Source organism: Brevibacterium sp. CFH 10365 (genome assembly GCF_009299785.1).
GTDB classification, from domain to species: domain Bacteria; phylum Actinomycetota; class Actinomycetes; order Actinomycetales; family Brevibacteriaceae; genus Brevibacterium; species Brevibacterium limosum.
Genome location: NZ_VIGO01000002.1, coordinates 362,558 through 389,502 on the forward strand (window position 1 = coordinate 362,558; position 26,945 = coordinate 389,502).

Below are 26,945 nucleotides of genomic sequence, written 5' to 3' on the forward strand. Positions count from 1 at the left end.
CGACGCATGGATCTCAACGAGGTCCAGGTCCGCGGTGATCAGGGGTTCTTCTTCACCCTCGCTGGGCTCGAACCCGCCATCCCACTCGACGCGGAGCAGGCCGGCATCAGCCGACACCTTGGGCGCCCTGGGCCGGGGAGGCTTCGGGCCTCCCGAGTAGTCGATGACGAATCCGCCATCATCACCGATGCCGATACCGCCGACCCGGTTGCCGTCACCATCACGGATCTCAAGATCCCCGCCATCAACAGAGGCGTTGGCAAGCTGGGGGCTTGTAGCGTGGCCCAGCGCAAGGCGCCGGAGGCCGTTGATCTCCTGTGCAAGCCTCTTAATTGAGGACAAAGGAAGTCTCCTATTCTACGGGGACCACCTTCATCGACACCGTGCCCTTCTCGGGCTCGACGGTGAGGGATGTGATAGTGACCCAGCGTTTGAAGTTGCCGCCCCTACGGGCGAATGTCTGGAGGAAGACCTCATCGCCTACGTCGAACTGACGCATAGGCAGGAGGTCGTGGTCGATGACCGTGAACTCTTCGACCTCGATCGGGTCGTTGTAGAGGGCGAGCATGGATTTGGCTCGGGCCGACATCTGCGAGTTGCGAGTCAGCGTCTTGTCGGCGAACACCTTTGCTCGACGAAGACCAGCAGCACCGCCGGCGGCGCGTGATGCCTGGTAGTACTTCATCTTCGAGCCGTCACCAGCACCGAGGATCCGAGCCGAGGTGAGGCGGTCCTCCCCCTGCTGCGTGACCTTCGGGATCGAGTAGACGTTCTCGCCTTCAATTAGCGACAGGCCGGTATGCCGGACGCCGAGGCGCCCCGGTCGCACGAAGAGCGTGTGGGTGAAGGTGTTCCCCCTGCGCGTGTGATCCACGCGGTAGGAGAACTCATGCTCCTTCGCGAGATCCTGGAACGCCTGCAGAATGTCGTGCGTGGACCAGTAGTTGAACTTGATCCGCGCATCGTCGATCTGCTTCCGACGCTCCTTCGTGTCGGTCTCCCACTTGTTCTTGCGGGTCTCCCACTCGCGCTCGAGCTTGCGGAACTTATCCTCAGCAGCACGCCACGCCTTCTGCGCTGCGGCGTAGTCCTTCTTGTCCTGCTCGTACTTCTTCAGCCGGCGAGCCCATTCCTTCTTCTTCGCCTTCTCCGTGCCCTTCGTGGGGCGGGTCGGATACGACGGGGACTTCGGCTGCTTGCCGTTGCGGTTGACCGGCTTGTTGCCGGGGTGAACCGGGACTGGCAGGAGATCCCAGACGGGATTGCCAACACGCGGCCACTGCCTCGACTCCCCCGCGCTGCTCGCGTGGTTGACCTTGAGGTTGATGTTCGCGCCAGGGGCCTTCTGCAGCTCGAGCCACAGGGTGCCGATGACAGAGTTGAGAGGCCAGTTGCCGACCGAGTAGACGCGGCCCTTGTCGGGCCAAGGCTGATCGGCGCCGTAGCCGAGGAAGCCCACAGCGTCGATGGTGAGTTTGTCGTTATCGTCCGCGGTCTCCACGACAATGAATCCGTCGAAGAGATCGCCGTCGATCTCGACGTAAAGAGAGGTGGCCCAGTCCTTGATGACCGGGCGATTGGCGAAGGCGGTGAGAGTCCCGTACTCGGGGGGAAGGGAGGCGGTGAGCCTCCCTATCCCGTTCATCTCCCGAGTGACCTTGAGATCCTGCAGGGGCAGGTCCGGGTCCATGAGGACTTCAGTACCATCGCCATTCATCCAGTAGGCGAGGTTCTGAACTCTCACGTTTCGTTGAACTCCTCCCAGTCAGCCTTCTCTTCGAGGAAGGTGACTTTCAGGCCAAGGCCGGAGAGTGAGTCCATGTAGACCGAGTTCGTGGGCGAGGTGGCCGTGATTGCGCCCTTGAAGGCGAACGTCACGTCCTTGCCGCGGAGCTTCTTCGCGATCTGCCGGGTATCCATCAGCCGCCAGTTCGTTCGCATATCGTTGCCGGCGGTCGGGGCGTTGAATCGGAACTCCTGGGTGGCGTACTCCCACTGCCGCTTGTTCGGCCAGGTGTGATTCTTGTATTCGTCGCCGTACTCAATCCAGAACCGGCCGAGAACGTTCTCGCCACCGGCGTAGCCGACCGCCATCCAGTCGGCCTCGATGATCACCGAGACGGCCCACTTCGGGACGGTGAGGGTGGCTTCGTTGGAGTACCCGGCGCCGCCGGGGAAGTACTCCCCGCCGTTAGCCTCGCGGCCGTTCAGGTTGTTCTGATTCGAGCTGTCATCGGCAACGCGGGGGCGGGCGAACGTCCATGTCTCGCGCTTCGGGTTGGCAACCTCACGGCGATCCTTGATCATGGCCGAGGTCACGACAGTGGAGTTGGCCGGCTGGTCGATGTACCCGAGATACAGCTCAGGGTGTGTCGACTGCCGGGTGGTGCGGGCTACGAACTTGACGTAGGGGCCCTCCTCCTTGCTCGGAGGCTGGGATCCTGCGTAGGTCGGATCGTTGATCTCGCAGGTGACGTGAAGCCGTCGCGTTGACGTGGTGGTGTTCGCCGGGATTGTCAGCGTTGTCGCTGACGCATTTCGCACCGTGTAGGACTGCTGCAGGGCGCCGGCATAGGTGGACTCGATGATGCCACCGCCAGGCATGATCTGCACGGCACCGCCTGCGGTGCTGAGCTGGCGCACCTGGAGGCTTGTAGGCGTGGCAATTCCCGTCTTACCGCCAGTGGCATTCCATGCCAGGTTTCGGGCCGCAGCGGCGCTATGACGAGCGCCTGAGCCTACGAACCAGGGGACTGGATCAAGGGCCAATTCGTTCTCCTATAAAGTTTTCGGGCAGAGAAAAGGGAGGCCCCGAAGGACCTCCCTCTCTCAGGTGGGTTGGCTCAGTAGCGAGCCGGTCGGTACGCGAACACCGCGTAGGCAGTCAGCGTGGGATCCACCCCGAAGAACGACACCTCAACGGCCTTGCCGGGAGTGAGTCGGATGTTCTTGATCGGGGTCGGGGACTGCATGGTGTGGATCATGTTCGTCGTCCCGTTGCGCCTGACCGTTCCCAGACGGGAATCAATCTCGAGGCGCTGACCTGCTGCCAGTGTCATGTTGAACTGGTATCGCCTGCCGGCGATCGTGAAGCCGGGGTTCGTCATCGGCCCGTAGATCGTTACCTTGAACGGCGTTGGCGCCGTTCCTGCAATGACTCCGAGCTGACCCTGCCTTGTTCCGCCCACCTCGGTGGTGAGCGTGTCCTCGGTCAGGTACTCCTCGAGACCACGAGTATCCGGTGGCACCGCATCCAGCCGGTTCGTTTCCCAGGTCCCCTCATAGTTGAGCGGATCCGAGAGCTTGAACTCGGCAAGCACGGTCAGGAATCCCTGCTGCGCTGTCTGGATATTCGACACCGCGAACCGGCGGGGCCGTCCGTAGACGAGCCGCCGCCTGCCGGCGATGGTGTAGTAGAGCTCGGCGGGGGTGCCGGCCTTCTTCGTGTAGGCCGGATTCCTCCAGACCGCTTTCACACGGTCCAGATTGTCCAGCACTTCACCCTCCGTCTTGCCCTCGATCACGAACTCGAAGGTCCATGTCGGGGCCCGATGGAAGTCGACACCGAGGTAGGTGTCGTCGTAGGCCGGGTTCTCAAGGTCGCTGGTCTCAACGGTCTCGGGCCCCATCTCGAACTCACGTACCCAGAAGTTCGTGAAGTCCTTGAAGGTGAGGCCACCGACCTCAAGCTTCTCAAGCGAAGGCACCAGCCCCACCTCCTCTCTTCAGGTGCTTCAGGTTGAACATGAGCTCCGAGGCAACCTCTTCGCTGTGATTCATCGGCACGTTGTTCATTTCGATGTTGTAGGTATCGCCAGATGCGGAGTTGATCTGGCGGCTTCCGCTGGGGTCGGACCCGTTCGCGTAGCGCTCGAGGCGCATACCGAACTTGTCTGCGACCGTGGCGAGGATCTGCTCTGAGCGGGTGCGCTTCGACTTGGCGAGAGGGATGTACGCCTCTCCCCCGGTCTCGGGCTCGGCCCACACGCGCATGGCCCCTGCCGGGGCGATCTGCGCGATGTGCTTCTCGATGCCGCCGTCAGCGAACTTCTTCACCTCGGGCATGAAGTTGCCGTCAGCCGAGAAGATCTTCTTGACCTTCGTGACCAGGTTCGTCACGATGTTCACGGTCTTGCCCTTGAGGGCGTTGATCTTCCGCTGGACTCCGGAAACGATGTCGGAGGCGTAGTCCAGTGCGCGAAGCACACCGTTGTACTTGCCTCGAGCGAAGTCCTGAGCCTTGCCCTTCGCTGACGCGATCGTGCCCTTGGCGTTGTCCAGGGCCGTCAGGATTCCGCGGTACTTGCCACGCGCCCAGTTCAGCGCCTGATCCTTGACCCGATTGATTGTCGTGCGAGCATTATCAAGGGCAGTCAGGACACCCTGGTACTTGCCTCGGGCCCAGTTCAGGGCCTGGTCCTTCACTCGCGAGATGGTGGTGCGGGCATTGTCGAGCGCGGTAAGGACGCCCTGCCACTTATTCGCAACCCAGTCGCGTGCATAGTTCACGACGCCACTGATCACGCCGGAGGCGTTGTCGATCGCGCCCATGATGATGTCCATGACAATCTCGAACTTGCTCTCACCATCGCCGCCTCCGAAGAGGCCACCGAGCCAGGACTTGAAGCCCTCCCACTTCTCGAAGATCCACGTCTTAGCTGCTTCCAGCTTCTCGCCGAGCTGGTCTCCCCAGCCGTCGATGCCGAAGCTGTCGAATATCGAGGTAGTCCCCTGATTCTCGGCCAGGTCGCCGGAGGCGCTGTTGCCGGAGAAGAGGTCGGACAGCCAGTTCGTGAACGACTCCCAGGTGCTACCGATCCAGTCCATCGCGCCGTTGAACATGTCGGCAATCTCTGCGACCTGCTCGTTCCACCAGGCCACGATGCTGGGCCACCAGTCATCGAGGGCGAAGTTGCCGTCGAAGTTGAACAGGCCCTGCAGCCAGCCGATGAAGCCATTCCAGGCCGAGGAGATGCCGTCCATCGCGCCATCCCACATGCCACCCCAGTCGACGCTGGAGATGGCCTCCCAGATGCCGACGTTCAGCCTGCCGATCCACCCGCCGACGTTCACGATCGCATCAGCGATCCATCCGCCAATGTCGTTCAGCCAGCTAAAGAAGCCGCCGATGACGGGGACACCCTCAAGCCCGGTGACTCGATCTTCCTCAACGCGCTTGCCGGCCTTGTCGCTGGCCTCCTTGTTGAGCTTGTCCAGTCCCTCGAAGTCGCCTTCGTTGAACTTGGAGATAGCCTCCATGCCCATAGCGATACCGTCGAGATCATCCGCAATGACAGCCAGGTTGGCGCCGGCCAGGCGGATGATGTCACCCACGAAGTCGTCGAACCCGGCGTTGTCGAGATGGTCCATCATCGACGAGATCGAGTCCCCGACCTTCTCCAAGTCGGGTGCAATGTCGCTCAGCGCATCAGAGATTTCCGGGCCGAACGTTTCCACCAGCTTGCCGATGACCTTGCCCATGTTCTCTGCCACGGCACCCGCGAGGGTGCCGACCGAACCGAGCAGGTCGGAGATCTCGGGTGCGCGAGCACTGATCTCCCCTACGCCATCGCTGAATCCCTGGAAGAAATCGCGCAGACCGTTCTGGAAGTCGGGGCGCTCGAATGCCTTGAAGAAGTCCTCGAAGGTGTCGCCGACCATATCGCCGACGATCCCGGAGAGATCGTTCAGCAGGTCCGAGCTGTTCCATACGAAGTCGCCTACGGCGCCGAGCGCACGCTTGAAGCCGTCAGAGATCTTGGCCGCGCCCTCGAAGATGTCATCGAGAACTTCCTGCCCCTCCGCGGTCTTGAGTGCTTCATTGAAGCGCTCCATCCCGTTCGCCATCTCGCCCAGGCCGGAGAAGCCTGCACGCTCCGCGGCCGAGCCGAGGAGGTAGATGAACTCGCCGGCCTCGCGGACGATGACACCGAACTCCTTCACCTTCTGGATGCCGGTGTCGATGATCTCGTTGAGCTGGCCGGTCTTCTGCGCGTTCTCGAGCCAGCCGGCGAAGCTGGCATTCACCTCGTTGGCCCACTGGGCCAGGCGCGGAAGATACTCGGAGCCGGTCTGTCCGAGGATGGACATCGACTTCACGAAGTCATCCAGGCCAAGGGATGCGATGTCGATCGACTTGTTCAGGTTGCCGAACATCTTGTCGAACGCGCCCATGTCGAAGTGCTGACCGAACGCCTTCGAGAAGGCGGCAGTCCACTTGCCCAGCGAGGTCGAGGTCTCCTCGACGCCACGCTTGAAGTGAGGGAACGCCTTGTTCCATGCGTCGAGCATCGGAACCCGGGCTTCCTGCCAGAAGTTCGACTCGATCTCTCGAGCCAGATCAGACAGGTCGCTGGTGATCTCAGGCATCTGCCGGCCGAAGTCCTTCAGGGCCACGAACATCACACCGATACCGACGGCGAATCCGCCCAGGATTCCGGGCAGCGCCAGGGCGGCGCCGGACATGCGAACGAGTTCGTTCGCCAGGTGGGCCACGGATCCGACCAGGGCGGCAACGCCGCTGACTGCACCGACTGCTGCGGTGCCGATCATTCCGAGAGCTGGGATGTGCTTGTCGAGATCCCGCATGTAACGACCGAAGTTCTTGATCAGGTCAGCACCCGACCGGAGGCCGGACATGCCGTAGATCGACTTCAGCGTGTTCTCTGCGAGACGCTTCGATGCACCGTTGACATGGACGTAGATCGTCGCGATGCGATCGCGAGCGAGGGTCTTCAGCCGCACCCAGGCGATCCGGTGTGCCGACTCATCAAGCACTGGCTTGATGTCGACCTCGGTGTCATCCATGTCATCGACCGCTCGGTTGAACATGGACTTGACCTTGTTGATCCGATCCCGGAAGTTGTCCAGGTCCAGGTTGAACCCGAGGACGTTCTTGCCGTCCAGCGATCGAATCTGCCGGCGAACATCTGCGATGCTCTGCTTCACTCCGTAATTCAGACCGCCCCACAGGTTCTCGGAGTCCTTGCGGATCTGATCCATCTCGCTCTTGTGAAGCGCGATGCGAGCCTCCGCGGACTCCCGCTCCAGGTCCTGCCGGTTCTGCGCCATCTTCTCGAGAGCCTGCACATGCAGCTGATAATCACGCTCGATGCGCTCATTGTCCAGACGCTGCCGTGTGGCCGCGTCGGTGGTGGTCTCCCACCCGGCCTGCAATCGCTTAACGCGATCCATTCGCCGCTCGAGCTCTTCCTCCGCAGCCTGGAACTGCTCGCGGGTGTAGCCGACCATCTCACCGGTTACTTCATCGAACGTCTCGTTCACGCCGGTCTGGATGATCTTCTTCAGCTGCACCGCAGACGCCTTGGCGGCGTCACTGACGGCACGCTCCCAGTTACGGGAGGTGGCGTCGATGTGCTTGTTCTCCGTCTCCTGGAGGACGCCCTCGAAGTTCTTCGTGATCCACCCGGACTGCCGAGCGCCGATCTCTCGGAGACGCTGCTCGATCTCCTTGCCGGCAGCTTCAATCTGCTCGCGAGAGTGACCGATCATCAGGCCGGTGGTGGAGTCGAAGGCGTCGTTGATGCCAGTCTTCAGAGCATCCTTCAGCTGGACGCCCGACTGCTTGCCGGCCTCGGCGAACGCCTTCTTCATCTTCCGCAGCTGCACGTCGATGCGATCGTTGTCGATCTTCGCTTCGACCTCGACGCTGTTCTTCTTCTCCCAGCCGGAGATTCGCCTAGCGAGTGACTCGAGGCGGCGATCCATCTCGCGCTCAACAGCGCCCATGTGCCGGTCGGAGACGGCGTGCTCCAGGGCGCTCTGCAGCTCATGGGTGGTCAGGTTGCCCAGCTGCGAAACGAAGTCCTGGAAGCGGTTCTCCTGCTCCTCGAGAACATCGTTGTCTTCCAGCTGCAGCTTGACCGCCAGCGCCTTGCGCTGCTCGGGCGGGATCTTGTCCCACTCATGACGGAAGAGCTGAACATCCTTCCACGCCTTGATCAGGTTCGTGTCGATGTTGAGCTTCTTGGCTGCGCCATTGATGCCGACCTCGCGGACGGCCTTGGACACCGACTCGTAGATCGAGCTGACCTGATCGCCCTCATGGGCGAGCTGGCGCAAAGCCTTTGCAGGCTTCTCGAAGTTCGCGTTCTCGATGACCTTGTTGCGATCATGCACCTGGCCGAGGGCATCCCTGGCCTGATTCAGCATGGCGACGTACTTGCGAATAGAGCTGGCCGCTGCGCGGTCAGTGTTCTCCCACGCCCGGGAGACCTGCTCCGCGGCCTTGCGGAACTCCTCAGCCGCAGCGACAATCGCACGACGGCCCTTCAGGCCGGAGGTCGACTCGAAGGACGTGTCGTAGAACCTGGCTTCAGCCTTGAGCCGCTCCTCCACCGACTTCTCGGTGATCTTCTGCAGCTCGTCGTTGACCCTCTTGTGTTCCTTGAGGATCTTCTGCGTGGACTGGGTGAACTTCCCCGACTGGACCTCGGGGATGTCGATCTGCAGATTCTTCGTCATGCCTTCGAGGTCACGACGCATCTGCTGCTTGTGCTTCTCAAGCTCCTGCTTGAGCTTTTCCCGATTCAGCTCGGGCTTGATCTCGGCCGGGATGTCATAGCCGTCCTTCAGCTGGCGCTTGAGCTGACGCTCGGCCTCATCTCTGAAGTCCTCGGCCTCCGGCCTGACCTTGACGCCTACGGCGCCGATAAGTTTTAGTGCCACATATGCCTACCTACCCCCGCCATTGGGCGGCGATTCTTTGGGAGATTTCAGACAGCGACATCTCTTCTGGCTTCTCAGGCTCCTTCGCCGCGTTGCTCGGATCGAGCATGGGCTGGAACTCTGGCGGCTTGTCGCCCCAGTTGAGCGCTCCGATCGCGTGGATCTGCTGCCAGTTGAAGAGGCCGGCGAGCATCTGAGCCTGGAAAGTGCGGGACGCCCACATGCGCCACTCGTGGTAATCGCCTGGCCGCTTGGCCGCGGCGAACCGTGAATCGAGCGAGAGCTCGGAGATTAGAGACAACAAAAGCCGGGGGCTGTAGTACCTCCCCGGTCCATCCTTGGACTCGGGTTCATCCCAATCAGCGATGATCTCAATGAGATTCAATCCATACTCTGAATGGAAATCGGCATACAGCTCCCCGGCATGTTCGTCTATTAGTTCTCCGAGCTGGAGGCTTCCCCCAGCTGCGACTCCTCGCTGAAAGCCTTGAAGATTTCGAGGGCGACTCCGAGGTCGCCGCCGATGGCCTTGATCAGGGCGTCGGCATCGTCCTTCTTGGAGATGACAACGCGGAACGCGGCCTCGATCGTGTCGATCGGATCGTCCGCATCCTCGGCCTTCGTTGCGGCCACGAGCTTCTTCCGCTCATCCTTGGAGAGGCGAACGGGGGTTCGCATCACGACGGTGCGATCGTCGAGCTCGACACCGAGAGGGGCGTACTTCTTGTCGGCTGCTGCCTGTGCGTCTGAAAGTTTCATGTTGGGTCTTCTCCTTGTGTATCCGGGTCTTTGTGGGGTGGAGTCCCCCGCCTCTGAAAGACCCAATGAACAGAGGCGGGGGAGGTATTAGGGGCCGTCAGGCCCGAGGATCAGCCCTCTTCGGGCTCAGCCTTCGGCTTCATGTCACCGACGTAGAACGGAGCGGTGCTCTCGTCCTTGCGCAGAGGCGTGATCGCCAGCGGCAGGGCCGCAAGCGATTCGGTGTCAGCCAGGGAGAGGTCGCCGGAGCCGATGATCTCGGCCTTCGGCAGCACCAGATCCATGTAGTTGTCGCCATCCTCAACGAGGATGTAGACCGCGGTTTCGGTGGGGGTCGGGTTCGCAGCCGGACCCACGCGACCTTCCGAGTCGACCATCGCGTTCGCGCCGAGGAACAGCTTCTTGCCGGGGGTATCCCACTGCAGAAGCGACATGTTCATCGTCGCCGTGCGCGGCGAGCGAGCGGTGCGAAGCTCCGAGTTCTGGAGGGATCCCAGCGTGGTGGCTTCGCCACCCTCGAAGGTGATCGAGAGAATGTCAGAGACGGGGGTGTGGCCCATCTCTTCCCACGGAGTGTTGACGACGCCGCCGGTGGGCAGCGGAGTTCCGACAGGGGCGGTGAAGAAGTGGGCAGTCGATACCTTGACGACTGCATCATTGTTGAGTGCCAAACTAGCTCCTAGCTATCTGGGGTATGAAGGGGTTCGTGAGGGTTGCCTGAGCAGGCGGACGGACGAGGACCTGGTAGATTGCCTCGGTCCTGGCTGCACCCTTCGGGAGGGAGGCGTACTGAACGACGCCGGTGGAGGTTGCGTAGTCGGAGACGAGCGCGGCCTCAGTGGAGGCCACGATCCGCGAGATGCTTCCCGCGTCATCGACGACCTTCTGCTCGCGCCATGCCTGCCAGAAGGCAAGCCGGATCGACTCCTGAATGTCGTAGCCGTCGTTCTCTGCGTTGAGTCCGGTGGTGAATGTCTCGACCGAGATCTTCGTGGCCTTGAGGAATCGCTCATCGCGGGACATCGCCGACTCCATGCCGGAGCGGCGGTCTGCGCGGACCATGACGAACGGCATCTTCTCGCTGAGATCCGAAGGGATCCTCGAGCCGATAGTGACGGGGCGACCCTCATCCTTAACGCCGGCGAACCAGTCGCGGACAATGCCAAGGCCCAGCCGATGGACTGGGCCGAATGCGGGATAAAGCTGGTCGGTCACACGGACCTCCCCAGTACGCCGAAGCGCATCTCGATACCGGCTGCGCCGCCCTTGCCCTCGCCTGCACTGTCGTCCAGGAGGACGTGGTAGTCGAGATCGTGCTTCTCGACCTTGACCTGGGAGGCGCCGGTTCGGATCTTCGGCTCTGAGCTGAGGATTGCCCTGGCGTTCGCAGCGATGCGATGCGCTTCCGCGGAGAGCTTGGCGTCGACCGGGACCGTGTAGGACGCGATCTCGGCCACCTGGCCGGGGCCAGTCCGGGCGTAGTACCACTGGATGTTAACCATCGACCACTCCTCGCGGCATCTTGTTCCTCGAGCGCAGCGAGATCTCGACGTGCTTGATTGCACGCGAGACGCCGTTCGAGAAGTGAGGTGGATTCGCCAGGTCCCACTGCTCACCTCGGAACCAGACCTCCGCATAGGAGTCCAGCCCCGGGGCGTCTCTCAGGGTGAGTCGAACGATCTTGTTCGACACCTGGCCGGGGAGCTCGGCGTCTGACTGCCGATCCTCAGCCACCGTCACGCGCCTGGTGTATGACTCGGTGCCGGCGACCCTGATCGGGTTATCGTCGGAGTCGTGTACCAGGCGGCTCGGGATGATCGTGACTTCCTCACTGCCTCTATCGACAAGGCGTGATCTCGCCATCAGCTACCCCCTTCCATCGGAGTCCCCCACTGGGGGTCCTCTTCGGAGAAGAACTGGAAGGGAGTCTCGTTGCCGTCATTAACGGCCACGGCGGATTCCTGCTGACGACGAGCGAACCCGAAAGGGGAACGACCACGCCCCTTCGATCGAGGAACGAAGCGTTCCTGACCGAGGGTGATCGGGATCGACGAGACGGTCGACACGCCGCCCGCGGCCTGCCTGAGCATCGACTTCTCATTGGGGGTCAGCTCCACGTCCGCGGCATACATGTCTGCACGCTGCAGGGTCACGGAGTCTGACCGCTCCATCGAATAGCCTGATGGGTTCAGGTAGCCGCGAGCGGCTGCTGCGGTGGTGATCACCAGAGCAATGTGCGGGGCGTCGGCCTTGGTCGGCCACGCCTGCCCGTAGAGTCGAACCTGCGCGGAGGCAGCTTCGATCATGGCGTTGGCGAGAGCGACATCCTGCTCGGACTCGATCAGCTCACCCGTCTTAGCGGCAACATCCTCCACCCTTGAAAGGGGTTCTGGATTCATGTAGCTCCTGCCACTAGAGGGGGAGATCAGGCGCCTTCGACGGGAGCCTCAGCGTCGGCCTTCATCACGCCGGGGACGTTCAGAACGCCCGGGAAAGGCTGTCCGACACCGAGGTCGGAAGCGGTGATGTTCTTCTTGTTGTAGGCCAGAGCCAGGTACGACTCGGGGTTGCCGCCCGGGGTGTCGGAGTTGCCGTTGCCCGGGAGCTTGTCGGCGGTGGCCGCGGTGACGAGCTTGAGCTTCACGCCGCGGGTGAAGAACGACTCTTCGGAGACGTGCGGACGACCGAGTTCGTCCTGGATCTCGATGAAGTCCTTCGTGTAGTCGTAGCCAACGAAGGTGTCGAACAGCGAACGGTCAGTCGCGAAGCTGGTGTCGTAGTCCATCAGCCAGCGGAGGGCGAAGCCCCCGGCAGCAGCAGCGGCGCCGTAGGGCACCGAGGACGGGACGATCGGAGCCGCGTTGTAGAAGATGAACGCGGTCTTCGTGAAGATGTGAGCTTCGTCTTCGGGGACCAGCGGATCCTCAACGACGGTCACGCCGGCGATGGTGCCGACAGTCGCAGACGAGAGAGCCGAGTCGCCGTTGCCTTCGGCGGTGACGAGCTTCTGGTTCTTCTGCAGCTCGGCCACGAAGGTCGAGCCGGCGAGGCAGACGTAGCCGGTGCCGGGGGCACGCAGCTTCTTCAGGTCAGCCTTGGCGTCAACGAAGGCGTTGAAGATCGAGTCCCGGTTGAGGCTGATCTGCTTCTTGGTCTCGGTCTCCGAGATGTTGATGTTGCGGACAACCTCGTAGGGAGCGTTGATGACCTGCTGGACGATCTTCGCCTCGTTGTAGTTGACGAGAGCGTCGGTCTGACGCTCGAAGATGTCGCCCCAGGACCCTTCCCAGTCGAAGAGCTTCGCTTCGTCGATGAGCTTCACGCCGTTGTAGTTGCGATCGAGCTCGACCTTGATCGGCACGATCGTGTCCTTGATCGTGTCGGTGATCAGCGGCTGGCTGCGATCGTTGCGCCATGCGTAGTTCCGCACAGGCAGCGAGCCCTTGACGCGCACGTTGATCGTGTCGCCTTCCTGGCCGGTGAACTTCTCGAAGCCCTGGCGGGTGACGAGGTTGGAAGCCACGGAGCGCAGCTTGAGGATTTCGACACCGGTGTCCGCGATGGTCTGCGGCTTGACGGTGGTGTGTTCGATGTAGCCCAAATGAATCTCCTGTTAGAGGGATTGGATGTCAGTCGCGGTAGCGGGAGTAGACGGACTGAGCCGTCTTCTTCGGGTCGGCTTCGACCCGCTGCTCATTGCCGAACCGGCCGGCGGGCGGGCGCCCGGGGCCGAACCGCTTCTCACTGTTGGATGCACCGAGGCGTTCGGCGAGGGCCTTGGCCTTCGTCTCCCATTCCTCGGCGTTCTCACCGGTGACGAACTCGGCCAGGTCCTTATCGAGGCCGTAGTCACGGATGATCAGCTGACGCTCGAGCTCGGCGTTCGCTTCCGCCTGGGCGGTGAGCTTGTCCTGGAGCGGCTTCAGCTGCTCCTCGAGTTCGGCATCGGTCTTCGCGCCCTTGAACTTCTCTTCGACTTCGCGCAGCTGCACGCGGTATGACGCAGCTTCGTCGCGGGCCTTCTTGAGTTGCTTGCGAGCCCAGTCAGGCAGCTCGTCGCTGCCCTCGGGAGCCGACGAAACAGGCTCGGTGGGCTCGTTGCCCACAGGCTTATCGTTGGCGCCTTCCTGGGCGTTCTGGGCACTTGCAGTTTTCTCGTCGACCTGCGGCTCCTGGCCGTTGTTGGTCTCGGTATCTGCCATACGGAAAACCCCTCCTGGAGGTTGTTAAGAGTTGGTCTTGTTTCGCTGGGCAGTGATCCAGCGGCGCCACGCTTTGGCCTTTTCCTGGCCGGTGTGGTCCTTCGTTACGTCGTCCCACATGCGGGCGTAGTATTCGTTTCGCTCGGGCAGCTCGGAGCTGTCGCTCCAGCGCACGATCGCGTAGCAGTGACAGTTCGGATGCCAGCCGGCCAGGGCCATCCGCTCGGAGGCGTAGACGAATCCACGGCTGGCGAGCATGGCGCAGAAGTGGCAGGGCGATCCCCTGGTGCCTCGCGCTACAGCGCGGGCCCGCTTGTCCTTGGCGACCGTGGTGTCGATCAGCTCACGGCCTGAGTCGATACCGGACTTGTCGATGACACCGGCGAGCTTGTCGCGGTTGATCAGGAACTCGTTCGTGATCTCTGCGAGCAGACGATCAGGATCCTCGCCGTAACGGCGCTTGAGGGTCTTGATCTTGTTCTCAAGGTCCGTGATGCCGGCATCTCCGATGACCTTCTTGAATCCCTTGAGCGCATCGTCGATGCTCTGGATTCGGTCGTCGGTCCACTTGTGCTTCTCGCCCTTGACCTTGCCGTCAGATCCTTTGGTCTCCTGCCAGTCCTCGAGGGATTCCTCGAGCTCGGCGGGTTTCCATTGGTCCTTGTCCTTGCCGGCAAGGTTGTTCGCCTCGTCCGCGAAGTACTTCTCCTCCGCGGTCATGTCCTCCCAGTCGAAGTCGAGGTTCATGACCCTGTTGAGGTCGGCCTCGAACTCGTCCCGAAGTTCGTTCAGGGTGGTGGCCTCGCCGTCTTCGTCCAGCGTGTAGCCGGTCTCGATGGCGCGTGCCAGCCTGTAGTAGGACTTCGTGAGGCGGCGGCTGAATGATCGAATCCCGAGGATGATTCGCAGCAGGCGCATCATCATTCCGTAGCTGCCAGAGCTCGGGTTCGCGGGGTTGAGAGTCAGCCATTCATCGCGGGTGATCAGCCCCGCCGCCAGGCCCAGACGGGCCTGAGCGGAGCGGAACGCATTCTCTACTGCTTCAACTTCACTCGCCAACACTCACCTCTCTGGAGGTGGTGGACTGGCGAATCTCCCGCTCGTAGCCGGCAGGATCGTCGGGGTCGATGCCGTAAGCATCGTCCTCGCCCTTGAGCTCGTCCCACTGCTGGAGGATCGAGGCGGTGGTGCCTGGCACCATCTGCCACAGTCCCCGCTTCGGGATGCCGAGGTCGGCGATCTTCGAGATGCCGTCTGCGTAGGACGCGAACGGCTTGATCGTCTTGTCGGCCCAGCGCAGTTCGGAGTCGTAGGCTTCGGCGCCGCCCTCCTCGTTGTTGATGCGCGAGAAGAGGCGAAGCACGGAGCACCAGGACTCTGCCCACTGGTCATGAAGCATCCCAGTCAGGCGCAGGAACTGCGCGTCGATCGCCGCCAGGGCGTCGGCTGAGATGTTGTCGAAGCTGCCCTGATGGAAGATGTACGGGGACATCTGAGCCGTGATCGCGAAGATCTCCAGGGCGTTGCCCAGGGACTCGATCAGGGAGCGGAGGTCGCCGGCCCCGAGGGTGCCGAACTTCGCGCCGGGGTCATCGGAAGTGAGGACTCGGCGGGAGGACACCTGCAGTGGGCGGACTGCCTGCTCACCGGTGTTCTCGTCGATGACGGCCTGGCCGGCCTCATCGAAGACGGGCTCACCCTTGACGCCCGAGGCCGTGTAGACCTGGGATCCGGTGTAAGCCTGACCGGTGAGGAGATCGAGCGCGGACTGGTTTACCCTGTCCTGCCCGGGGATCAGATGCTCGACGAGGCCGGATGCTCGGCCCTCGGAGTCGAGGAAGCAGGGGAAGCGGACGATCGGTGCGCTGCCGAGGTTGTGTGGGATCGCATCGAAGATCTCCCACTCGCCCTTCTTGTTCGTGCGCAGGTCGTACTTCGCTTCTTCATCCCAGCCGTAGGCGAGACCCTGCAGGTCATCGGTCGGATGCTGGATCAGCTCGTAGGCTGCGACAGGGAACTCGTCGGCAGCAGCGTGTTCGTAGATCGCGGTCGTGTTGACCGACGAGAGCAGGCGGAACCGCGGACGGCCGAAGGTGTCCTGGTAGACCTCCACGAATGCCTGACCGTAGGTGCAGGCCGCGTTGTAGATCGGCTTCTCGGTGACGCCGAGGCGCTGCCGCTTGAGGTCCTTCCATTCCTGCGGGAACGGAACCGACTTCGGCTCGCCGTTGTCGTCGTAGTCTTCAACTCGCCGGTAGCCGGCGACAGCCGAGACCTGGGCGACAACGATCGGCGGGATGCGGATGATGTTGGTCTTCGCTCGAGCGACCAGCTCACGGTATTCCTCCGTGTACTCATCGGGTGAGTAGGGGTCGTTCTGCTCGCCCCGAACGTAGTCGTCACAGAGCATTGTGACTTCCTGTTCGGCCTCGAGAGTGTTGCGAAGAAGCTCCAGATGTTCCTCGAGTGTCGAGGTCTCCTCAGTGGATGAGGCAGTCATTGGACTCCTGTGGATTAGTAGGCGTAGACATGGCCGGTGCGGCGCTTGAGCTGACCCGATTCAGAGAGGTCGCGATAGGCGAGCTCGGCCAGGATCATCGCCGCGTAGGCGTCGACCTTGAGTGGGGACTCTCGGGACTCCTTGCCGAAGGTGGTGCCGAATCTGTTCTCCCGGCGCCGCGCATTCAGCGCGTGCTTGCGCAGGACGCGGTTGCCGTTATGGAGGAACGTGCCGGCGAACACCTTGTCCATGACGGACTCGTTCTCCTTCGTGAGGGCCTTCATGCCACCACGCATGTCCCACCCGATCGGGGATTTGGCTGAGGCTTTGACGACCAGGCGATCGCGGTAGATCTTCGTCCAGGAGTCGATATACGACTCCCACAACGCCACGTCGGCGTAGAAGGCGAGGACCTTGAACGTGCGGAACGCGAAGTGGACGTAGGCGTCCACCTCTTCACGGTTGATGATCCAGTCGGGTTCGATCTCTTTCGGCGGTCGCTCCCAGATCATGACCGGGAAGATCGCACCATCAGAGACCCGCTTGGCAATCAGCGCCGTGGCGTCGTCGGTCTTGCCGCCGTCGAAGCCGAGAACGATCTCGGTGTTCGGCGCCAGGTCCTGCTTGTCCTTGTCGCGGATCCTGCACTCGTCCCACTCGGCCTCCTCGAAGAGGGCATCCTCTTTCGCGACGACCTGGTTGTAGAACATGCGTCGGTTCCGGGACACCGCGATCGAGCGGTTCATGAACGAGCCGACGATCGACTCGGGATCCAGCCACACAGAGTCACCTCTGATGTGCTTGGCAACCTCGATGATCGTCTCGGGATCGGTGGGGGTTTTGGGGTCGGCCTCGAGCGAGTCGTAGTAGATCTCGCCGCCGTAGATCGGCATGTCGGGAAACATGCGCTTGAGCTCTTCTTGCTCGTTGTAGGCGAACCGCTGCCTCTCGGCCACGGAGTCTTCGCCAGGCATGTAGGCGTTCGTGATGGACAGCATTCGGGCTGTCCCGTTCGGGGACTTCGTGAGGTTGCCCTCAAGAGTCTCGAACATCAGGATGCCGTGATTACCCTCGACCCAGTGCTGGGTCTCGTTGAGGATGGAGAAGGTGGGACGGTTGCCTTCGACAGCTCGATAGCTGGAGGCGCTGAAGATGATGTGTGCTCGTCCGCCGAGGGCGACTGCCTGCTCGACGCCGATGACGAGATCGAACTCCTTGATGAGCTTCGGGCTTGCCATCCACTTCAGGACGTTCGACGTGTTGCGCGTCTGCGACTGGGAGACGGCGTTGACCGTCACCCAGGGGCTGCGCTGCTGCTTGCCGACAGCTTCACCGTTCGGTCCCCAGTGGGAGAATCGCACCGGGCCCAGCATCTCGACGAGAGCGAGAGCCGCGGCGACGGGATCCTTGCCGAATCCCTTCAGCCGCTGCAGCACGCCGGTTCGGTACGCGAACTTCCCGCGGCAGTCGACGGCGTACCACCAGAGAATGAAGCGGGCTTGCTCGGGCGTGAAGCGCCACTGCTCACCGTCTTCGTTCTTCAGGTAGCTCGAGCACCAGCCGAGGATCCCCCACCCGAGCGTGCGCTCGGGAAGATACCAGGTCCCGTCATCGTTGACTCGCCATGTGTTGCCCAGCACCTTGTGATTCCAGTCGCCAAACTTGAAATCGCGGACCATGACTATCCCACCTGCTTCGCGGGGCCCGAGAGGCCGTCGCGGTACTCCGCAATGTGGGTGACTTGAGCGTCTTCCTCGCGGTTGTCCTCGGGATGCTGCAGCTCGATGTTCGCCTTGCGTCGTGCCGACTCGGAGAATCCGAGGTCGGACAGCAAGGCATTGACGACCTGGAGCATCATGGCGCTCATCGGGCGCCCGGACTTCAGCTGGAGGTCGACCTGCTCGAGGTTGAACCGCAGCTGCTCGATGTCTGTCTGCTGATACCAGTGGGCGTAGCCGGACTTCTTGGCGCTGTCATAGAGTCGCTTCGTCGTGGTCTGCCAGCCCTTCGGGGCTCTCGGCCACTGGACCGGCATCATCTGCCCGTTCGACACAACCTCTAGTTCTGCCTTCGTGCGATGACCGGTGCGCTCCTCGGCACGCTTCTTCTTTGCGGGAATGGCAACCTCCTGGGTTACTCGATCAGGAGGTTGGACCCCCTTCGTTATCGGGGCGCCAGTGGGCTTCAGGCTCCCGGCGCCGCGGATGGCGTATGCGTTCCTTGCGAGCCTGGGCCGATCGCTTGCCGGCGTGGCTGCTCGTCTTGGTCTGGTGATGTCGCTTGCACAGCGACTGGAGATTCGAGTACGAGTCGTCGTCGTTCTCGAGGATGTGATCCACATCCGTTGCATCGGCCGGGCATCGTCGCCCGTCCGGCAGCAGCGCACGGCAGCGATAGCCGTCGCGCTCGAAGATGTACGCTCGCCGGCTGTTCCAGTCGGCGGGGAGTCGTTCGCGTCGGGTGGATCCCGACCAGCCTTGAGCCATGCAACCCCCTCGGTTGTAATTGGCGAATACCTGATTCGCACTTGTATTGCTCCCCGACCTGGATTTGAACCAGGAACCACCCGATTAACAGTCGGGCGCTCTGCCAGTTGAGCTACCAGGGAAAGCGCGGGTTTTACGATGGACCCGCTCCATCAGCCTGGGCAACGTATCCGTCACCAAGGCACGGCCTTTGTCATCCCAGCCGGCCGTCGCCGGTGGCGCCGGGGATGCTTTGTCTCCGTGTAACCCCGACACCCACGAGGTGAGCGCCGGGACAATGTGATCCCCTAGCCATGCATGATCGGTGGCTGCCGCCGTTGACCAGGAGAGGGCTAGGGTGAGAATGAAGTCCAGCCCTGGACGCCGAAGCGCGGAACTGGACGTGATGTGGACCATGAAGGGCTCGAACCTTCGACCCCCCGGTTAAGAGCCGGGTGCTCTAGCCAACTGAGCTAATGGTCCGCGGTGGAAGCCGGGTTATGAGCCCGAGACTGAAGGATCGCTTCATACGCTGAGAACTTCAGTGCCTCGTCCTGCTGCCAAGCTAGACCCACTCACGAGAGCTACCTCGATCGCCGGCGGCGATCCCTCCACCAGATTGGCCTTGGGATCCGTCGACGTTGAGCCGTTGAACGAGCGCATTACCATAGGATGCCCCCACGATCTGGGGCATCCCTGCCGGCACTCTGCCACTTCCTGATGCGGTCGCCCTGGCCGGGGCTTCCGCAACGCTGCTCGAGCAGGGTTCGAACCTGCACTCTCTCGGGTCAGAGCCGAGGATGTTTCCAGTTACACCATCGAGCATCAGACCGGGACCCCATTGTCCCGGTCCTTCTGTCACCATCCGGGCGTAGCGATACCCTGCCGGTGAAGTTGTACCCCGAGTAGCCGACGCGACACTCCGGTCGCCGGCGTAGTGCTCGGGGAAGTCTGCCGCGGAACGCTTAACGACTGTCCGCGGTCAGTCGGGTCCACCTCGGGAGCCAGGGTGGAGAGCGGGGAAACGAAACCCGCGTGACTCAACACCCGTCTCAACCGAGGGGAGAACATGGACGCGCTCTCGCGCGTGCTAAGCAAGCGGCTGAACAGCCGCGCCGCTTGCAGAAGAACCGCGGAGCTGCGCTCCGCGTTGCCTTGACTAGTGATGAATGATCGAGCGCCGGCGGAGCCGGAGCTCTCTTGCCTTGACTCTCACCGTCATTGCCTGTGAGGAAGAACCGACGAGGAACGAGGAGGTTCTGACGAACCTCTTAACCTCTATACGAAAACCCAACACCTGGACTCTCGCCTTCGGCTTCGTCCAGGGCGCAAGCCCTGGCATGTTCGCTGCCGCGAACCGGAGTGAGCTCATCCTTCCTCACCCCCCTTACCCCCCTAGGTTTCCTTCTCACTTATTAGAGAGTGTGATTTGGGCGGGTAGATCACATCCATAAAGTGTGAGCTTTGTCACATGTTCATGATATTCAGGCGAGTATGCTTAGATCGAGTTGAACCACCCCCGAATGGTTTCAGCCGCGAGGGTCGCGAACCCTCGCCAGCATTGACCGCGCCGCGTTTGCTTGATGCGAATCGTTCTCACTACCACGAGCATTTGAAGCGGGAGCGTCCGCTCCTGCTATCCACTACCGGTCTCCCGCGGGCGGGCGGGCGGGGGTGCGCCCCCGGGCACGCGCGTGGCGCGGCCGCGCGTGTGACGCGCGAAGGGTAGCACCGATTCCGTCGAAGTCAAGGCAGGGCAGGGCAACCTAAGCTAGGTGAGCCTAAGTGAGGCAAGCCTAAGCCGAGCGCGGCTCGGAGCCGCACGTCCTGTGCGCCCCGTAGAGCCCCGAACGCGGAGCCGGATGAACGGAATGACCTAAGCGGACCCGTTCGGCCGTTCTAGGCCCCATTCTGTTGCTCTCAGGGCCATCTCCGGCGGTGCTGGCCATACGCGCGGGCATCCGGGCATCCATCCATCCAGTGCAGCTGCACGCCGAGAACGGCAGCTGAAAAGTTTTTTTGGGCCTCTGACCTGGGCAAACGTTGGTTTCGTCGATGTTTTTGAAAATACTTCAGCGGTAGTGGTTCGGACGTTTTCGCAGGTCAGCGGCTTACGGCGCGTGCTACAATGGCTCTGACCTGGGCTTTTACTCGATTGGTGTTCCGTAGCCGGGTTACGTAGAGTGATCCATGTCAGCACGACGGAGTGCGGATAGATCACCCGGTCACTGACTGAGCGCGATACCACGGATGTGTGAGCCAGAACAGTCAGGGAAGCTTCCGCTTCTCGAATCGCTTCGGCGGGATACCGGATAGGGTCACTGAGATACGGCCCATATGCGATGTATGGACTCCCTATTGGCGAGGACACGGCGCGGCTTAGGTCAAGGTTCAACGTCCGCACATAGTCACCACTGGCACCTGCAACACCTGCAACACCTGCAACACCTATGCCGACTAGTTCGGTAGCTGTAACACAAAACTGTATAGTGGGAGCGTGAACAATGACGCTGGGAAAATTGCAGGGAAACTTGCCGCCATTGGCGACAGTACCCTCCAGGCCCGGGATGTATATTTCGCACTAGTCGAGCAGAGAAACGAGCTGATATTTCAGCTGGTCGATCAGGGCTGGACTTATACGGAGGTCGCCGGTATCGCCGGTATCACCCGGGAACAAGTCTCGAAAATGGTCAAACGGCGCGAAACGAGCATGTAAATCCTCACAGTCCGCACGTAACGGACGGTCTACCCGGTCTAAACCACCGGAGCCGCCGCGTTACGGACGGCAGCGGGGTCTACTCGGAGTACCGCAAAACACACCGATTTGACAGACGTAACTCGGCTACGGTACAGTTGGTCACGTAACCACGACGGTTCAAAAAAATCGCCAACCCGATGTGGACGACGAAGCTTCGCTTCCTCGGCTGTCGGTGATTGGTAGAGGTTTGATAATCAAATAGCAATGGGGACTTAGGTAGATGGTCCGAGCTGGAGCCCGCTTCCATTAGGGGTGCCGTAGCGCGAGCTGCGGAACGTCCAGTCGCATACTCCCTGCCTGAACCCCGGATGCTTGCCGCTTGAGTCATAGAGCCGCCAGGGGTGAACCTGGACGTACCCCGCGCCTTAGTCGGTTTCCAAAGTATGGGGTAAGCGTGACGTAACAACGCTAGCGGCGACCTATCTAGACCGTGGAGCAACTGGTAATGCAGGGGCAAACGAGATAGGCGAGCGGTGCGAAGATACACCGCAGGGCCGTTACTAAAGTAGGCTGGTAAACCTCCGATTGTGGTGATCGGAGTTAGGCGGAGAATCCGAAACGGTAGCGGTGGCAACACTTTACGTTGCAAGATACACCAAAAACTTTTAACTGTCCGTAGGGGTGGCCCTATATCGGCTGAGCCGATTACCTCGCCTAGTGGTTCTAGGCAATACCGTTCAACTCGGGAGTTCGGACACGCTAAAATTCTGAGACGTAGCACGGCTACGGAACATTGGAGAGCAGCATGGAAAAGCTCACTAACATAGCAATCTTCGCGGGGCACACCGTCGCCGCGTTCTTCATCGTCGCGGCCATTGTCGGTTGCGTCATCAACTACACCTGAGAACTGGAGATAGACATGGAAACGATGACACCTAGCAACGCGGTGTTCGCAAAGCGTCACGGCTTGAACACCGACCACCTGGACAGGTACACGCCTGAGGGATACTGCCCGGGCCACTACGTGTGGATAGTGCATGTTAACGGCGAGCGGTTCCTCATGGCGGGAGACGAAGAGGGTGGAGTCATCACCCGACTGTTCTTCAACGTATTCGTGGACGGGAAGCGTGTGGACGTTGACCGCCGTTCCCACGATGTGATGATCAAGAAGCTTCACGAGAATCCAGACATGCACGCATGGAAGATTGCTCGCAACTGGGATTGATAGCTCTCCCCTGCTCACGGCTCTGCCGTGGTCGGGCTTGGACTTATCAGTCCCTGCACCACCCAAATTGTCAAACGTAGCACGGCTACGGAACATCGGAGGATGTCATGTCAGAGTTTACGCCCAACTTCAAGACTCGCTTGATCAACAAGATTGACGAGAACGAGCGCACCGACACGGTGTTCTACTCATGCCTGGATAGGCAAGCGGAGGACTACGCCGAGCTGAACCACGGCGACGAGCTGCGCCGAGCGGTGGACGATGTGATCGAGAACATCAAGTCGGACTACTGGGATATTGAGTCCGCCGAGGACGTGCGGAGCGGTCTGGACGAGTGGATGCCGACCGAGGAAGTCTACACCGCAGACCAGGAACGCGCCGTCTGCCGCGCTGGGATTGACGATTGCTTCAACTACATCGCGGACATGTACGGCGAACCGGCATCCAGCCTGAACGAGCTGTATAACGCGGTGTTCTGGGACACCAAACGAGCGGTCGAAGCGGTGTTCATTAACCTGGCCGAAGAGGTCGAGGAAGAGGGAGAAGAGGACGAGTGAAGTACGGGTACTGGAATAACGATTCCTTGTTGACGGCGTAGTGTCCTGCGCCTAGATACCAAGATCGAGAGTTCGACCAAGCAACGTTAGGGGTGAGAGATATGAACCGCTGGCAAGGCAATGAGTTGTTGCCAGTCCCGCATCCAAGTCTGTAGGGGCTCCCTGGGCATCGGTGAGGAATCGGTGCCCGGGATTGCCTGGATAGGCGTTAGAACATGAAGCGTAGCGCGGCTACGGTACACCTGAGAGGACATGAGCAATGGAGTTCTTGCACGGCGACGCATGGAGTGTCGATAACATCCACCGCACGGCGCGGAGGTTTGTCGAAGCGGTCAAGGCCGGGGACGGTGCCACGGCGCACTTCCTCCAGTTCACACATGAGAACGTGAACGGCTACGTGGTCGGCGGTGCCGTCCCGGAGGTGGTCATCCCGGTCGATCAGTTCGATGGGCGCGAAGCGTTCTATGCGATCACGCGACTGCTCAAGTCTGCGGAGGATGCCGGGGTCACTATCGACACGCTGGGCGTGTGGGTAGACGGTGGGCTGGTCTACGTGGACGCGGCGAACATCTGCTACGGCATCCCCTACTCCATCGGAGTAGCAATGGAGCGCGGAGAGCTGGCGATCTATGACCGGGTGAACCGTGAGTGCATCACCGTTCCCCAGCCGAAGCGGGTGGCGGCATGAACCGCGGCTACAGCAACGATGACTACCGGCGCGGCTGGGATGCTGAGCGGCGCGGATCCGAGACGGCACTGGAACGTGCGGATGCCCGGGGAGAGCCGACCGCCTGGTACGACGGCTACATGGACTCGGCCACCGGTCGCCCTAAGTACTTCCTCGCGAACCACCCTGATTGGGACGAGAGCAGGGATGGGGACTGGGTGACATACCTGGACCGCCTGGATACCCGCAAACGTGTGGACGAGCTACTGCAAGAGCTGGTGAAAGACACGCTGGAGTGGGCACAGTTCGACATGCTGGCCCGGGATGAGCCGGTGCCCACCCATGCGGCGGTGGACGAGATGGTGAAGTACGTCCCGGAGATGGTGGCAGATGATGCCGGGGACATTCTGGACCGACTCATGAGAGTCATTGGGGAGGACTGAGGAACATGATGATTGTGAACCTGGAAATTGAGGTTGACGGTGGACCGCACGGTGCTATGGGTGCCGACATGTTCCGCGCCGTGGCGGACCTGGTGGATGAGATCAACAGCAAGAGCGGCATGAGTGTTGCGAACGTGAGGACTGAGCCATGAGCACCTGGATGATTGGGCATCACGACGAGTGGATGCACCACCCGATTGCGGTGGTCGAGTCGAGCAACATCCCGGTACTGGCCGACCCGGTGCATGACTGGGCCATTGAGCTGGACGCGAGCGACCATGCCGCCATGATTGAGCAGCTGCTCACGCCGTGGGAGTACGTGGCAGACCTGGCCGGGGACGGTCAACTATCCGACCGGACTGGCAAGCATGAGCCGTATGAGGACGGCTCACCGAGAGACACCTATGCAGACGAGAACGTCATGCGCATCTGGAACGAGATTGAGAGGGAGAGCAATGCCGATCACCGCTGATCAGCTGAGGGCAGGGATGCACCTGGCATTCGAGAACGTCTACGTCCGAGTCGAGGACGTGGCGCACGGCACGCACGGAATGCTCACCGCCCGGGTGCGGGATGCGTGGGGACACCTGGCACCGGTGCGGTTCCACGGTGCCGAGTGCCTGACGGTGAGCGCATGAGCGGGTACATCGTGGCGCGGCGTGCGCCTGATCGGGTAGCCACCCTGGTTGACGTGTTCGCCTGGATTGACGTGCTGGACGCGGCATGGAGTCTGCGCCCAGGTGGAGCGGACGGGTGGGGTTGCCCGTACCGACTGTAACGAGCGATTGCAGAGCTTTGATCGGGCATCGGTGGCACCTGAGCCGCGCTGGTATCGACCAGCCGACTCCATCCCGGTGCCCGGTCATGGAATTGCAACGAGAGAGACGAGACGAGCGTGGCTAAGGCACCAATCAAGAATCAGATCGCCAAGGACATGGCGACCATGTACGGCCAAGGTGACAGCGAACTATCCAGTGTCGCGTTCCATGCGGCACTGAGCGCGATTGAGTCCTACATGCATCGGACGAGCGAGGACTTCACCGCATGATCGCCGTACTCATGGCCGCTATCGGCGCGTTCGCATTCGACATAGCAATACACCTAACGGAGGACTGAGGGACATGGACACGACAACGTTCCGCCCGGGGCCGAGGTGCCCCGACTGCGCCGCTGGCAAGACGAGCTACTACGTGACGCTGGGTGTTGACCACCCTGAGAACGGGCGCATCACCGCACTCATTGTCGGCGTGCCTGACAGTGCGGTCGAAGCGATCGACCTAGCCCGGATGCTCCAGGGGGCACGCGCTGACATGGCGTACACGTTCGTGGAGAAGTGCCGCCCGGGAGTGACGGTCGAGACGGATGATGTGCCGTTCTACATGCTGTCCGCCTATCACATCGCCGGTGCATCGCTGGAGGAATACACCGACAAGTACGGCACGTCCGATGCCACCGATCTTTACTGAGGAATGAGACATATGAACAAGACCATGACAATCATCGTGAGCGCGGCGGTTGGCACCGTTATCGGAATGAGCGTCGCGGCGGGAGCCGCGAGTGCTGCGCCTGGGCTGGGGTCGGCTAAGCCGAAGTACACACAATCGCAGATGAACAAGTGCGCTGGTGCGGTGCTCCATGCCGACGAGTTCATCAACGGCGGTGAGCGCACCGTCGCGGCGAAGAAGCGGTTCAACAAGGCGCGGAATGCGTGCGCCGCTGTGACTGGAGGGTTCTGAGACATGGCTGTAGCAACTGACACCGAGTTCGATGTGGTCGGGTTCATCATGCGCCTGGAGGGTGAGGCCGATGACCTCACGCAGGACGAGGTGATCGAGGGGTTCCAGTACCTGATCGACACCGGCATGGCGTGGAGCCTGCAAGGGAGCTATGGCCGAGCGGCCATGAGCCTGATCGAGCAGGGCTACTGCACCCCACCGAACGAGAGGGCCGAGTGACGTGCTGAGCTTCATCGAGCTGGGAGACAAGATGCTCGCCGCGCACGGCGAGGATGCGTGCGAAGCGGGGTATGCCACGTCCGACCCGTACTGGGTGGGACGGTTTGCGCTGGACTACGGCGACATTAACGGCGACGGAACACTGAACTGAGGGAGACGAGCATGACCGCAACAACCGAAGCACCGACTGTCCACCGCAACCTGGGCGAGCTGATCGAGCACGGCAAGCCGGGTGATGTGTGCCATGACCTGCCGAGTGGCACCGACCGGAGTGTCGAGACGTTCGTGATGGTGAGCCGCCGAGTGGTAGGCCCGGGTGAGGGGCTGGCTCACCCGGAGGGGAGCATCGTCGGCACGTTCAACGAGGTGCGCACCACGCACCACGGCAAGGCCGAGCTGTGGGGTCGGCCCGAGTACACCTACCGTTCGATCGCGACGGACGCGGTTGAGGCATCGACCGAGCCGGGCGGGATGTTCGTGCGCCGGGTGTTCAGCGTCGGGCACAAACAGTTCCTTGCCGCGCCGGACACACCGGCGAAGCGGTACGGACGGGCGAAGATGATCGCCCTGCATTGCACGGCACTGGAGCGTGAGGGCATCACGACGGAGGGGCTGGAGTGAGCGCGACTGAGTTCTGGGTGGATGGACATTACATCCACGCCCGAGACATGAACGAGGCGCGGAACGTCTGCATCCAGCTGTACGGACACCGACCGGAAGTGGTGCGGCACTGGACGAATGCAGACCAGGACGAGCTTGACCGACTGACCGGCTGATTGGCTTGCG

Annotated in this window: 33 protein-coding genes and 3 tRNA genes; 15 read left to right on the forward strand and 21 right to left on the reverse strand. The window is 61.6% G+C overall.

The window, feature by feature from the left end; translation table 11 throughout:
• The first annotated feature begins 6 nt into the window (after nt 1-6).
• A complete protein-coding gene (locus FHG09_RS05010) occupies nt 7-336 on the forward strand; it encodes a hypothetical protein (protein ID WP_152346588.1) in 330 nt (109 codons plus the stop codon).
• Nucleotides 337-352: 16 nt separating this feature from the next.
• Here the strand turns inward: FHG09_RS05010 and FHG09_RS05015 are convergent, their stop codons facing one another.
• The 21 genes from FHG09_RS05015 to FHG09_RS05115 form a co-directional block, all read right to left on the reverse strand.
• Nucleotides 353-1,744 (reverse strand): hypothetical protein, encoded by a 1,392-nt coding sequence (locus FHG09_RS05015; RefSeq protein ID WP_152346589.1) that lies wholly within the window; start codon nt 1,742-1,744, stop codon nt 353-355.
• Entirely contained in the window at nt 1,741-2,643 is a 903-nt protein-coding gene (locus FHG09_RS05020; RefSeq protein ID WP_152346590.1) for a hypothetical protein, read from the reverse strand. The genes FHG09_RS05015 and FHG09_RS05020 overlap by 4 nt, the downstream gene beginning before the upstream one ends.
• Nucleotides 2,644-2,843: 200 nt before the next feature.
• Nucleotides 2,844-3,707, reverse strand: a complete 864-nt coding sequence (locus tag FHG09_RS05025) for a hypothetical protein (protein WP_152346591.1) — start codon at nt 3,705-3,707, stop codon at nt 2,844-2,846.
• A complete protein-coding gene (locus tag FHG09_RS05030) occupies nt 3,694-8,688 on the reverse strand; it encodes a hypothetical protein (RefSeq protein WP_152346592.1) in 4,995 nt (1,664 codons plus the stop codon). The genes FHG09_RS05025 and FHG09_RS05030 overlap by 14 nt, the downstream gene beginning before the upstream one ends.
• Nucleotides 8,689-8,698: 10 nt before the next feature.
• The gene (locus FHG09_RS05035) at nt 8,699-9,073 is read right to left on the reverse strand and encodes a hypothetical protein (protein WP_152346593.1); all 375 of its coding nucleotides are present in this window, start codon (nt 9,071-9,073) and stop codon (nt 8,699-8,701) included.
• Between the two features lie 50 nt (nt 9,074-9,123).
• The gene (locus tag FHG09_RS05040) at nt 9,124-9,447 is read right to left on the reverse strand and encodes a phage tail assembly protein (protein WP_152346594.1); all 324 of its coding nucleotides are present in this window, start codon (nt 9,445-9,447) and stop codon (nt 9,124-9,126) included.
• Between the two features lie 110 nt (nt 9,448-9,557).
• A complete protein-coding gene (locus tag FHG09_RS05045) occupies nt 9,558-10,118 on the reverse strand; it encodes a hypothetical protein (protein ID WP_152346595.1) in 561 nt (186 codons plus the stop codon).
• Between the two features lies 1 nt (nt 10,119).
• The gene (locus FHG09_RS05050; RefSeq protein ID WP_152346596.1) at nt 10,120-10,662 is read right to left on the reverse strand and encodes a hypothetical protein; all 543 of its coding nucleotides are present in this window, start codon (nt 10,660-10,662) and stop codon (nt 10,120-10,122) included.
• On the reverse strand, nt 10,659-10,949 hold the full coding sequence (locus FHG09_RS05055; protein WP_152346597.1) for a hypothetical protein: 291 nt from the start codon (nt 10,947-10,949) through the stop codon (nt 10,659-10,661). Before FHG09_RS05055 ends, FHG09_RS05050 begins: the two co-directional genes overlap by 4 nt.
• Nucleotides 10,942-11,310, reverse strand: a complete 369-nt coding sequence (locus tag FHG09_RS05060; RefSeq protein WP_152346598.1) for a hypothetical protein — start codon at nt 11,308-11,310, stop codon at nt 10,942-10,944. The genes FHG09_RS05055 and FHG09_RS05060 overlap by 8 nt, the downstream gene beginning before the upstream one ends.
• Nucleotides 11,310-11,846, reverse strand: coding sequence for a hypothetical protein (locus tag FHG09_RS05065; protein WP_152346599.1), 537 nt, complete (start codon nt 11,844-11,846; stop codon nt 11,310-11,312). The genes FHG09_RS05060 and FHG09_RS05065 overlap by 1 nt, the downstream gene beginning before the upstream one ends.
• Before the next feature lie 26 nt (nt 11,847-11,872).
• Nucleotides 11,873-13,048, reverse strand: coding sequence for a hypothetical protein (locus FHG09_RS05070; protein ID WP_152346600.1), 1,176 nt, complete (start codon nt 13,046-13,048; stop codon nt 11,873-11,875).
• 28 nt (nt 13,049-13,076) lie between these two features.
• Entirely contained in the window at nt 13,077-13,649 is a 573-nt protein-coding gene (locus tag FHG09_RS05075; protein WP_152346601.1) for a hypothetical protein, read from the reverse strand.
• 24 nt (nt 13,650-13,673) lie between these two features.
• The gene (locus FHG09_RS05080) at nt 13,674-14,708 is read right to left on the reverse strand and encodes a hypothetical protein (protein WP_152346602.1); all 1,035 of its coding nucleotides are present in this window, start codon (nt 14,706-14,708) and stop codon (nt 13,674-13,676) included.
• Nucleotides 14,698-16,149, reverse strand: a complete 1,452-nt coding sequence (locus tag FHG09_RS05085; RefSeq protein ID WP_152346603.1) for a phage portal protein — start codon at nt 16,147-16,149, stop codon at nt 14,698-14,700. Before FHG09_RS05085 ends, FHG09_RS05080 begins: the two co-directional genes overlap by 11 nt.
• Before the next feature lie 14 nt (nt 16,150-16,163).
• The gene (locus FHG09_RS05090; protein WP_152346604.1) at nt 16,164-17,828 is read right to left on the reverse strand and encodes a terminase; all 1,665 of its coding nucleotides are present in this window, start codon (nt 17,826-17,828) and stop codon (nt 16,164-16,166) included.
• 2 nt (nt 17,829-17,830) lie between these two features.
• Entirely contained in the window at nt 17,831-18,187 is a 357-nt protein-coding gene (locus tag FHG09_RS05095) for a hypothetical protein (RefSeq protein ID WP_152346605.1), read from the reverse strand.
• A gap of 103 nt (nt 18,188-18,290) precedes the next feature.
• Nucleotides 18,291-18,635: an HNH endonuclease gene (locus FHG09_RS05100; protein ID WP_193627276.1), complete on the reverse strand. Its 345-nt coding sequence runs from the start codon at nt 18,633-18,635 to the stop codon at nt 18,291-18,293.
• Nucleotides 18,636-18,684: 49 nt separating this feature from the next.
• Nucleotides 18,685-18,757, reverse strand: a tRNA-Asn gene (locus tag FHG09_RS05105).
• A 266-nt stretch (nt 18,758-19,023) separates the two neighbouring features.
• A tRNA-Lys gene (locus tag FHG09_RS05110) sits at nt 19,024-19,097 on the reverse strand.
• 269 nt (nt 19,098-19,366) lie between these two features.
• Nucleotides 19,367-19,439: transfer RNA gene (locus FHG09_RS05115), tRNA-Gln, on the reverse strand.
• Between the two features lie 1,672 nt (nt 19,440-21,111).
• On the opposite strand from FHG09_RS05115, the gene FHG09_RS05120 reads away from it, so the two are divergent.
• From FHG09_RS05120 to FHG09_RS05170, 14 genes are all read left to right on the forward strand, one after another.
• The gene (locus FHG09_RS05120) at nt 21,112-21,330 is read left to right on the forward strand and encodes a helix-turn-helix domain-containing protein (RefSeq protein ID WP_193627277.1); all 219 of its coding nucleotides are present in this window, start codon (nt 21,112-21,114) and stop codon (nt 21,328-21,330) included.
• 901 nt (nt 21,331-22,231) lie between these two features.
• Complete coding sequence (locus tag FHG09_RS05125) at nt 22,232-22,537, forward strand: hypothetical protein (RefSeq protein WP_152346607.1); 306 nt, start codon at nt 22,232-22,234, stop codon at nt 22,535-22,537.
• 107 nt (nt 22,538-22,644) lie between these two features.
• Entirely contained in the window at nt 22,645-23,094 is a 450-nt protein-coding gene (locus tag FHG09_RS05130) for a hypothetical protein (RefSeq protein ID WP_152346608.1), read from the forward strand.
• A gap of 259 nt (nt 23,095-23,353) precedes the next feature.
• A complete protein-coding gene (locus FHG09_RS05135; RefSeq protein ID WP_152346609.1) occupies nt 23,354-23,782 on the forward strand; it encodes a hypothetical protein in 429 nt (142 codons plus the stop codon).
• A complete protein-coding gene (locus FHG09_RS05140; RefSeq protein ID WP_152346610.1) occupies nt 23,779-24,204 on the forward strand; it encodes a hypothetical protein in 426 nt (141 codons plus the stop codon). The genes FHG09_RS05135 and FHG09_RS05140 overlap by 4 nt, the downstream gene beginning before the upstream one ends.
• 5 nt (nt 24,205-24,209) lie before the next feature.
• Nucleotides 24,210-24,356, forward strand: a complete 147-nt coding sequence (locus FHG09_RS19725) for a hypothetical protein (RefSeq protein ID WP_193627278.1) — start codon at nt 24,210-24,212, stop codon at nt 24,354-24,356.
• Nucleotides 24,353-24,676 (forward strand): hypothetical protein, encoded by a 324-nt coding sequence (locus FHG09_RS05145; RefSeq protein WP_152346611.1) that lies wholly within the window; start codon nt 24,353-24,355, stop codon nt 24,674-24,676. The genes FHG09_RS19725 and FHG09_RS05145 overlap by 4 nt, the downstream gene beginning before the upstream one ends.
• A complete protein-coding gene (locus tag FHG09_RS05150) occupies nt 24,660-24,842 on the forward strand; it encodes a hypothetical protein (RefSeq protein WP_152346612.1) in 183 nt (60 codons plus the stop codon). Before FHG09_RS05145 ends, FHG09_RS05150 begins: the two co-directional genes overlap by 17 nt.
• Nucleotides 24,843-25,099: 257 nt before the next feature.
• Nucleotides 25,100-25,252 carry a hypothetical protein gene (locus FHG09_RS19730; protein WP_193627279.1) on the forward strand — a complete coding sequence of 51 codons (153 nt, stop codon included), beginning with the start codon at nt 25,100-25,102 and terminating at the stop codon, nt 25,250-25,252.
• Between the two features lie 73 nt (nt 25,253-25,325).
• Nucleotides 25,326-25,670 (forward strand): hypothetical protein, encoded by a 345-nt coding sequence (locus FHG09_RS05155; protein ID WP_152346613.1) that lies wholly within the window; start codon nt 25,326-25,328, stop codon nt 25,668-25,670.
• 12 nt (nt 25,671-25,682) lie between these two features.
• On the forward strand, nt 25,683-25,940 hold the full coding sequence (locus FHG09_RS05160) for a hypothetical protein (RefSeq protein ID WP_152346614.1): 258 nt from the start codon (nt 25,683-25,685) through the stop codon (nt 25,938-25,940).
• 3 nt (nt 25,941-25,943) lie between these two features.
• Nucleotides 25,944-26,159 carry a hypothetical protein gene (locus FHG09_RS05165; RefSeq protein ID WP_152346615.1) on the forward strand — a complete coding sequence of 72 codons (216 nt, stop codon included), beginning with the start codon at nt 25,944-25,946 and terminating at the stop codon, nt 26,157-26,159.
• 1 nt (nt 26,160) lies between these two features.
• Nucleotides 26,161-26,310 (forward strand): hypothetical protein, encoded by a 150-nt coding sequence (locus FHG09_RS19735; protein ID WP_193627280.1) that lies wholly within the window; start codon nt 26,161-26,163, stop codon nt 26,308-26,310.
• Between the two features lie 11 nt (nt 26,311-26,321).
• On the forward strand, nt 26,322-26,780 hold the full coding sequence (locus FHG09_RS05170; protein WP_152346616.1) for a hypothetical protein: 459 nt from the start codon (nt 26,322-26,324) through the stop codon (nt 26,778-26,780).
• Nucleotides 26,781-26,945: the final 165 nt, after the last annotated feature.

Bases quoted from the DNA above. Each gene is read 5' to 3' on its own strand.
- FHG09_RS05155 (WP_152346613.1), top strand. From the start codon at position 25,326: ATGGACACGACAACGTTCCGCCCGGGGCCGAGGTGCCCCGACTGCGCC.
- FHG09_RS05040 (WP_152346594.1), bottom strand. From the start codon at position 9,447: ATGAAACTTTCAGACGCACAGGCAGCAGCCGACAAGAAGTACGCCCCT.
- FHG09_RS05065 (WP_152346599.1), bottom strand. From the start codon at position 11,846: ATGAATCCAGAACCCCTTTCAAGGGTGGAGGATGTTGCCGCTAAGACG.
- FHG09_RS05100 (WP_193627276.1), bottom strand. From the start codon at position 18,635: ATGGCTCAAGGCTGGTCGGGATCCACCCGACGCGAACGACTCCCCGCC.
- FHG09_RS05060 (WP_152346598.1), bottom strand. From the start codon at position 11,310: ATGGCGAGATCACGCCTTGTCGATAGAGGCAGTGAGGAAGTCACGATC.
- FHG09_RS05135 (WP_152346609.1), top strand. From the start codon at position 23,354: ATGGAGTTCTTGCACGGCGACGCATGGAGTGTCGATAACATCCACCGC.
- FHG09_RS05010 (WP_152346588.1), top strand. From the start codon at position 7: ATGGATCTCAACGAGGTCCAGGTCCGCGGTGATCAGGGGTTCTTCTTC.
- FHG09_RS05140 (WP_152346610.1), top strand. From the start codon at position 23,779: ATGAACCGCGGCTACAGCAACGATGACTACCGGCGCGGCTGGGATGCT.
- FHG09_RS05090 (WP_152346604.1), bottom strand. From the start codon at position 17,828: ATGGTCCGCGATTTCAAGTTTGGCGACTGGAATCACAAGGTGCTGGGC.
- FHG09_RS05145 (WP_152346611.1), top strand. From the start codon at position 24,353: ATGAGCACCTGGATGATTGGGCATCACGACGAGTGGATGCACCACCCG.
- FHG09_RS05075 (WP_152346601.1), bottom strand. From the start codon at position 13,649: ATGGCAGATACCGAGACCAACAACGGCCAGGAGCCGCAGGTCGACGAG.
- FHG09_RS05170 (WP_152346616.1), top strand. From the start codon at position 26,322: ATGACCGCAACAACCGAAGCACCGACTGTCCACCGCAACCTGGGCGAG.
- FHG09_RS05165 (WP_152346615.1), top strand. From the start codon at position 25,944: ATGGCTGTAGCAACTGACACCGAGTTCGATGTGGTCGGGTTCATCATG.
- FHG09_RS05055 (WP_152346597.1), bottom strand. From the start codon at position 10,949: ATGGTTAACATCCAGTGGTACTACGCCCGGACTGGCCCCGGCCAGGTG.
- FHG09_RS05095 (WP_152346605.1), bottom strand. From the start codon at position 18,187: ATGATGCCGGTCCAGTGGCCGAGAGCCCCGAAGGGCTGGCAGACCACG.
- FHG09_RS05160 (WP_152346614.1), top strand. From the start codon at position 25,683: ATGAACAAGACCATGACAATCATCGTGAGCGCGGCGGTTGGCACCGTT.
- FHG09_RS05130 (WP_152346608.1), top strand. From the start codon at position 22,645: ATGTCAGAGTTTACGCCCAACTTCAAGACTCGCTTGATCAACAAGATT.
- FHG09_RS19725 (WP_193627278.1), top strand. From the start codon at position 24,210: ATGATGATTGTGAACCTGGAAATTGAGGTTGACGGTGGACCGCACGGT.
- FHG09_RS05085 (WP_152346603.1), bottom strand. From the start codon at position 16,149: ATGACTGCCTCATCCACTGAGGAGACCTCGACACTCGAGGAACATCTG.
- FHG09_RS05125 (WP_152346607.1), top strand. From the start codon at position 22,232: ATGGAAACGATGACACCTAGCAACGCGGTGTTCGCAAAGCGTCACGGC.
- FHG09_RS05150 (WP_152346612.1), top strand. From the start codon at position 24,660: ATGCCGATCACCGCTGATCAGCTGAGGGCAGGGATGCACCTGGCATTC.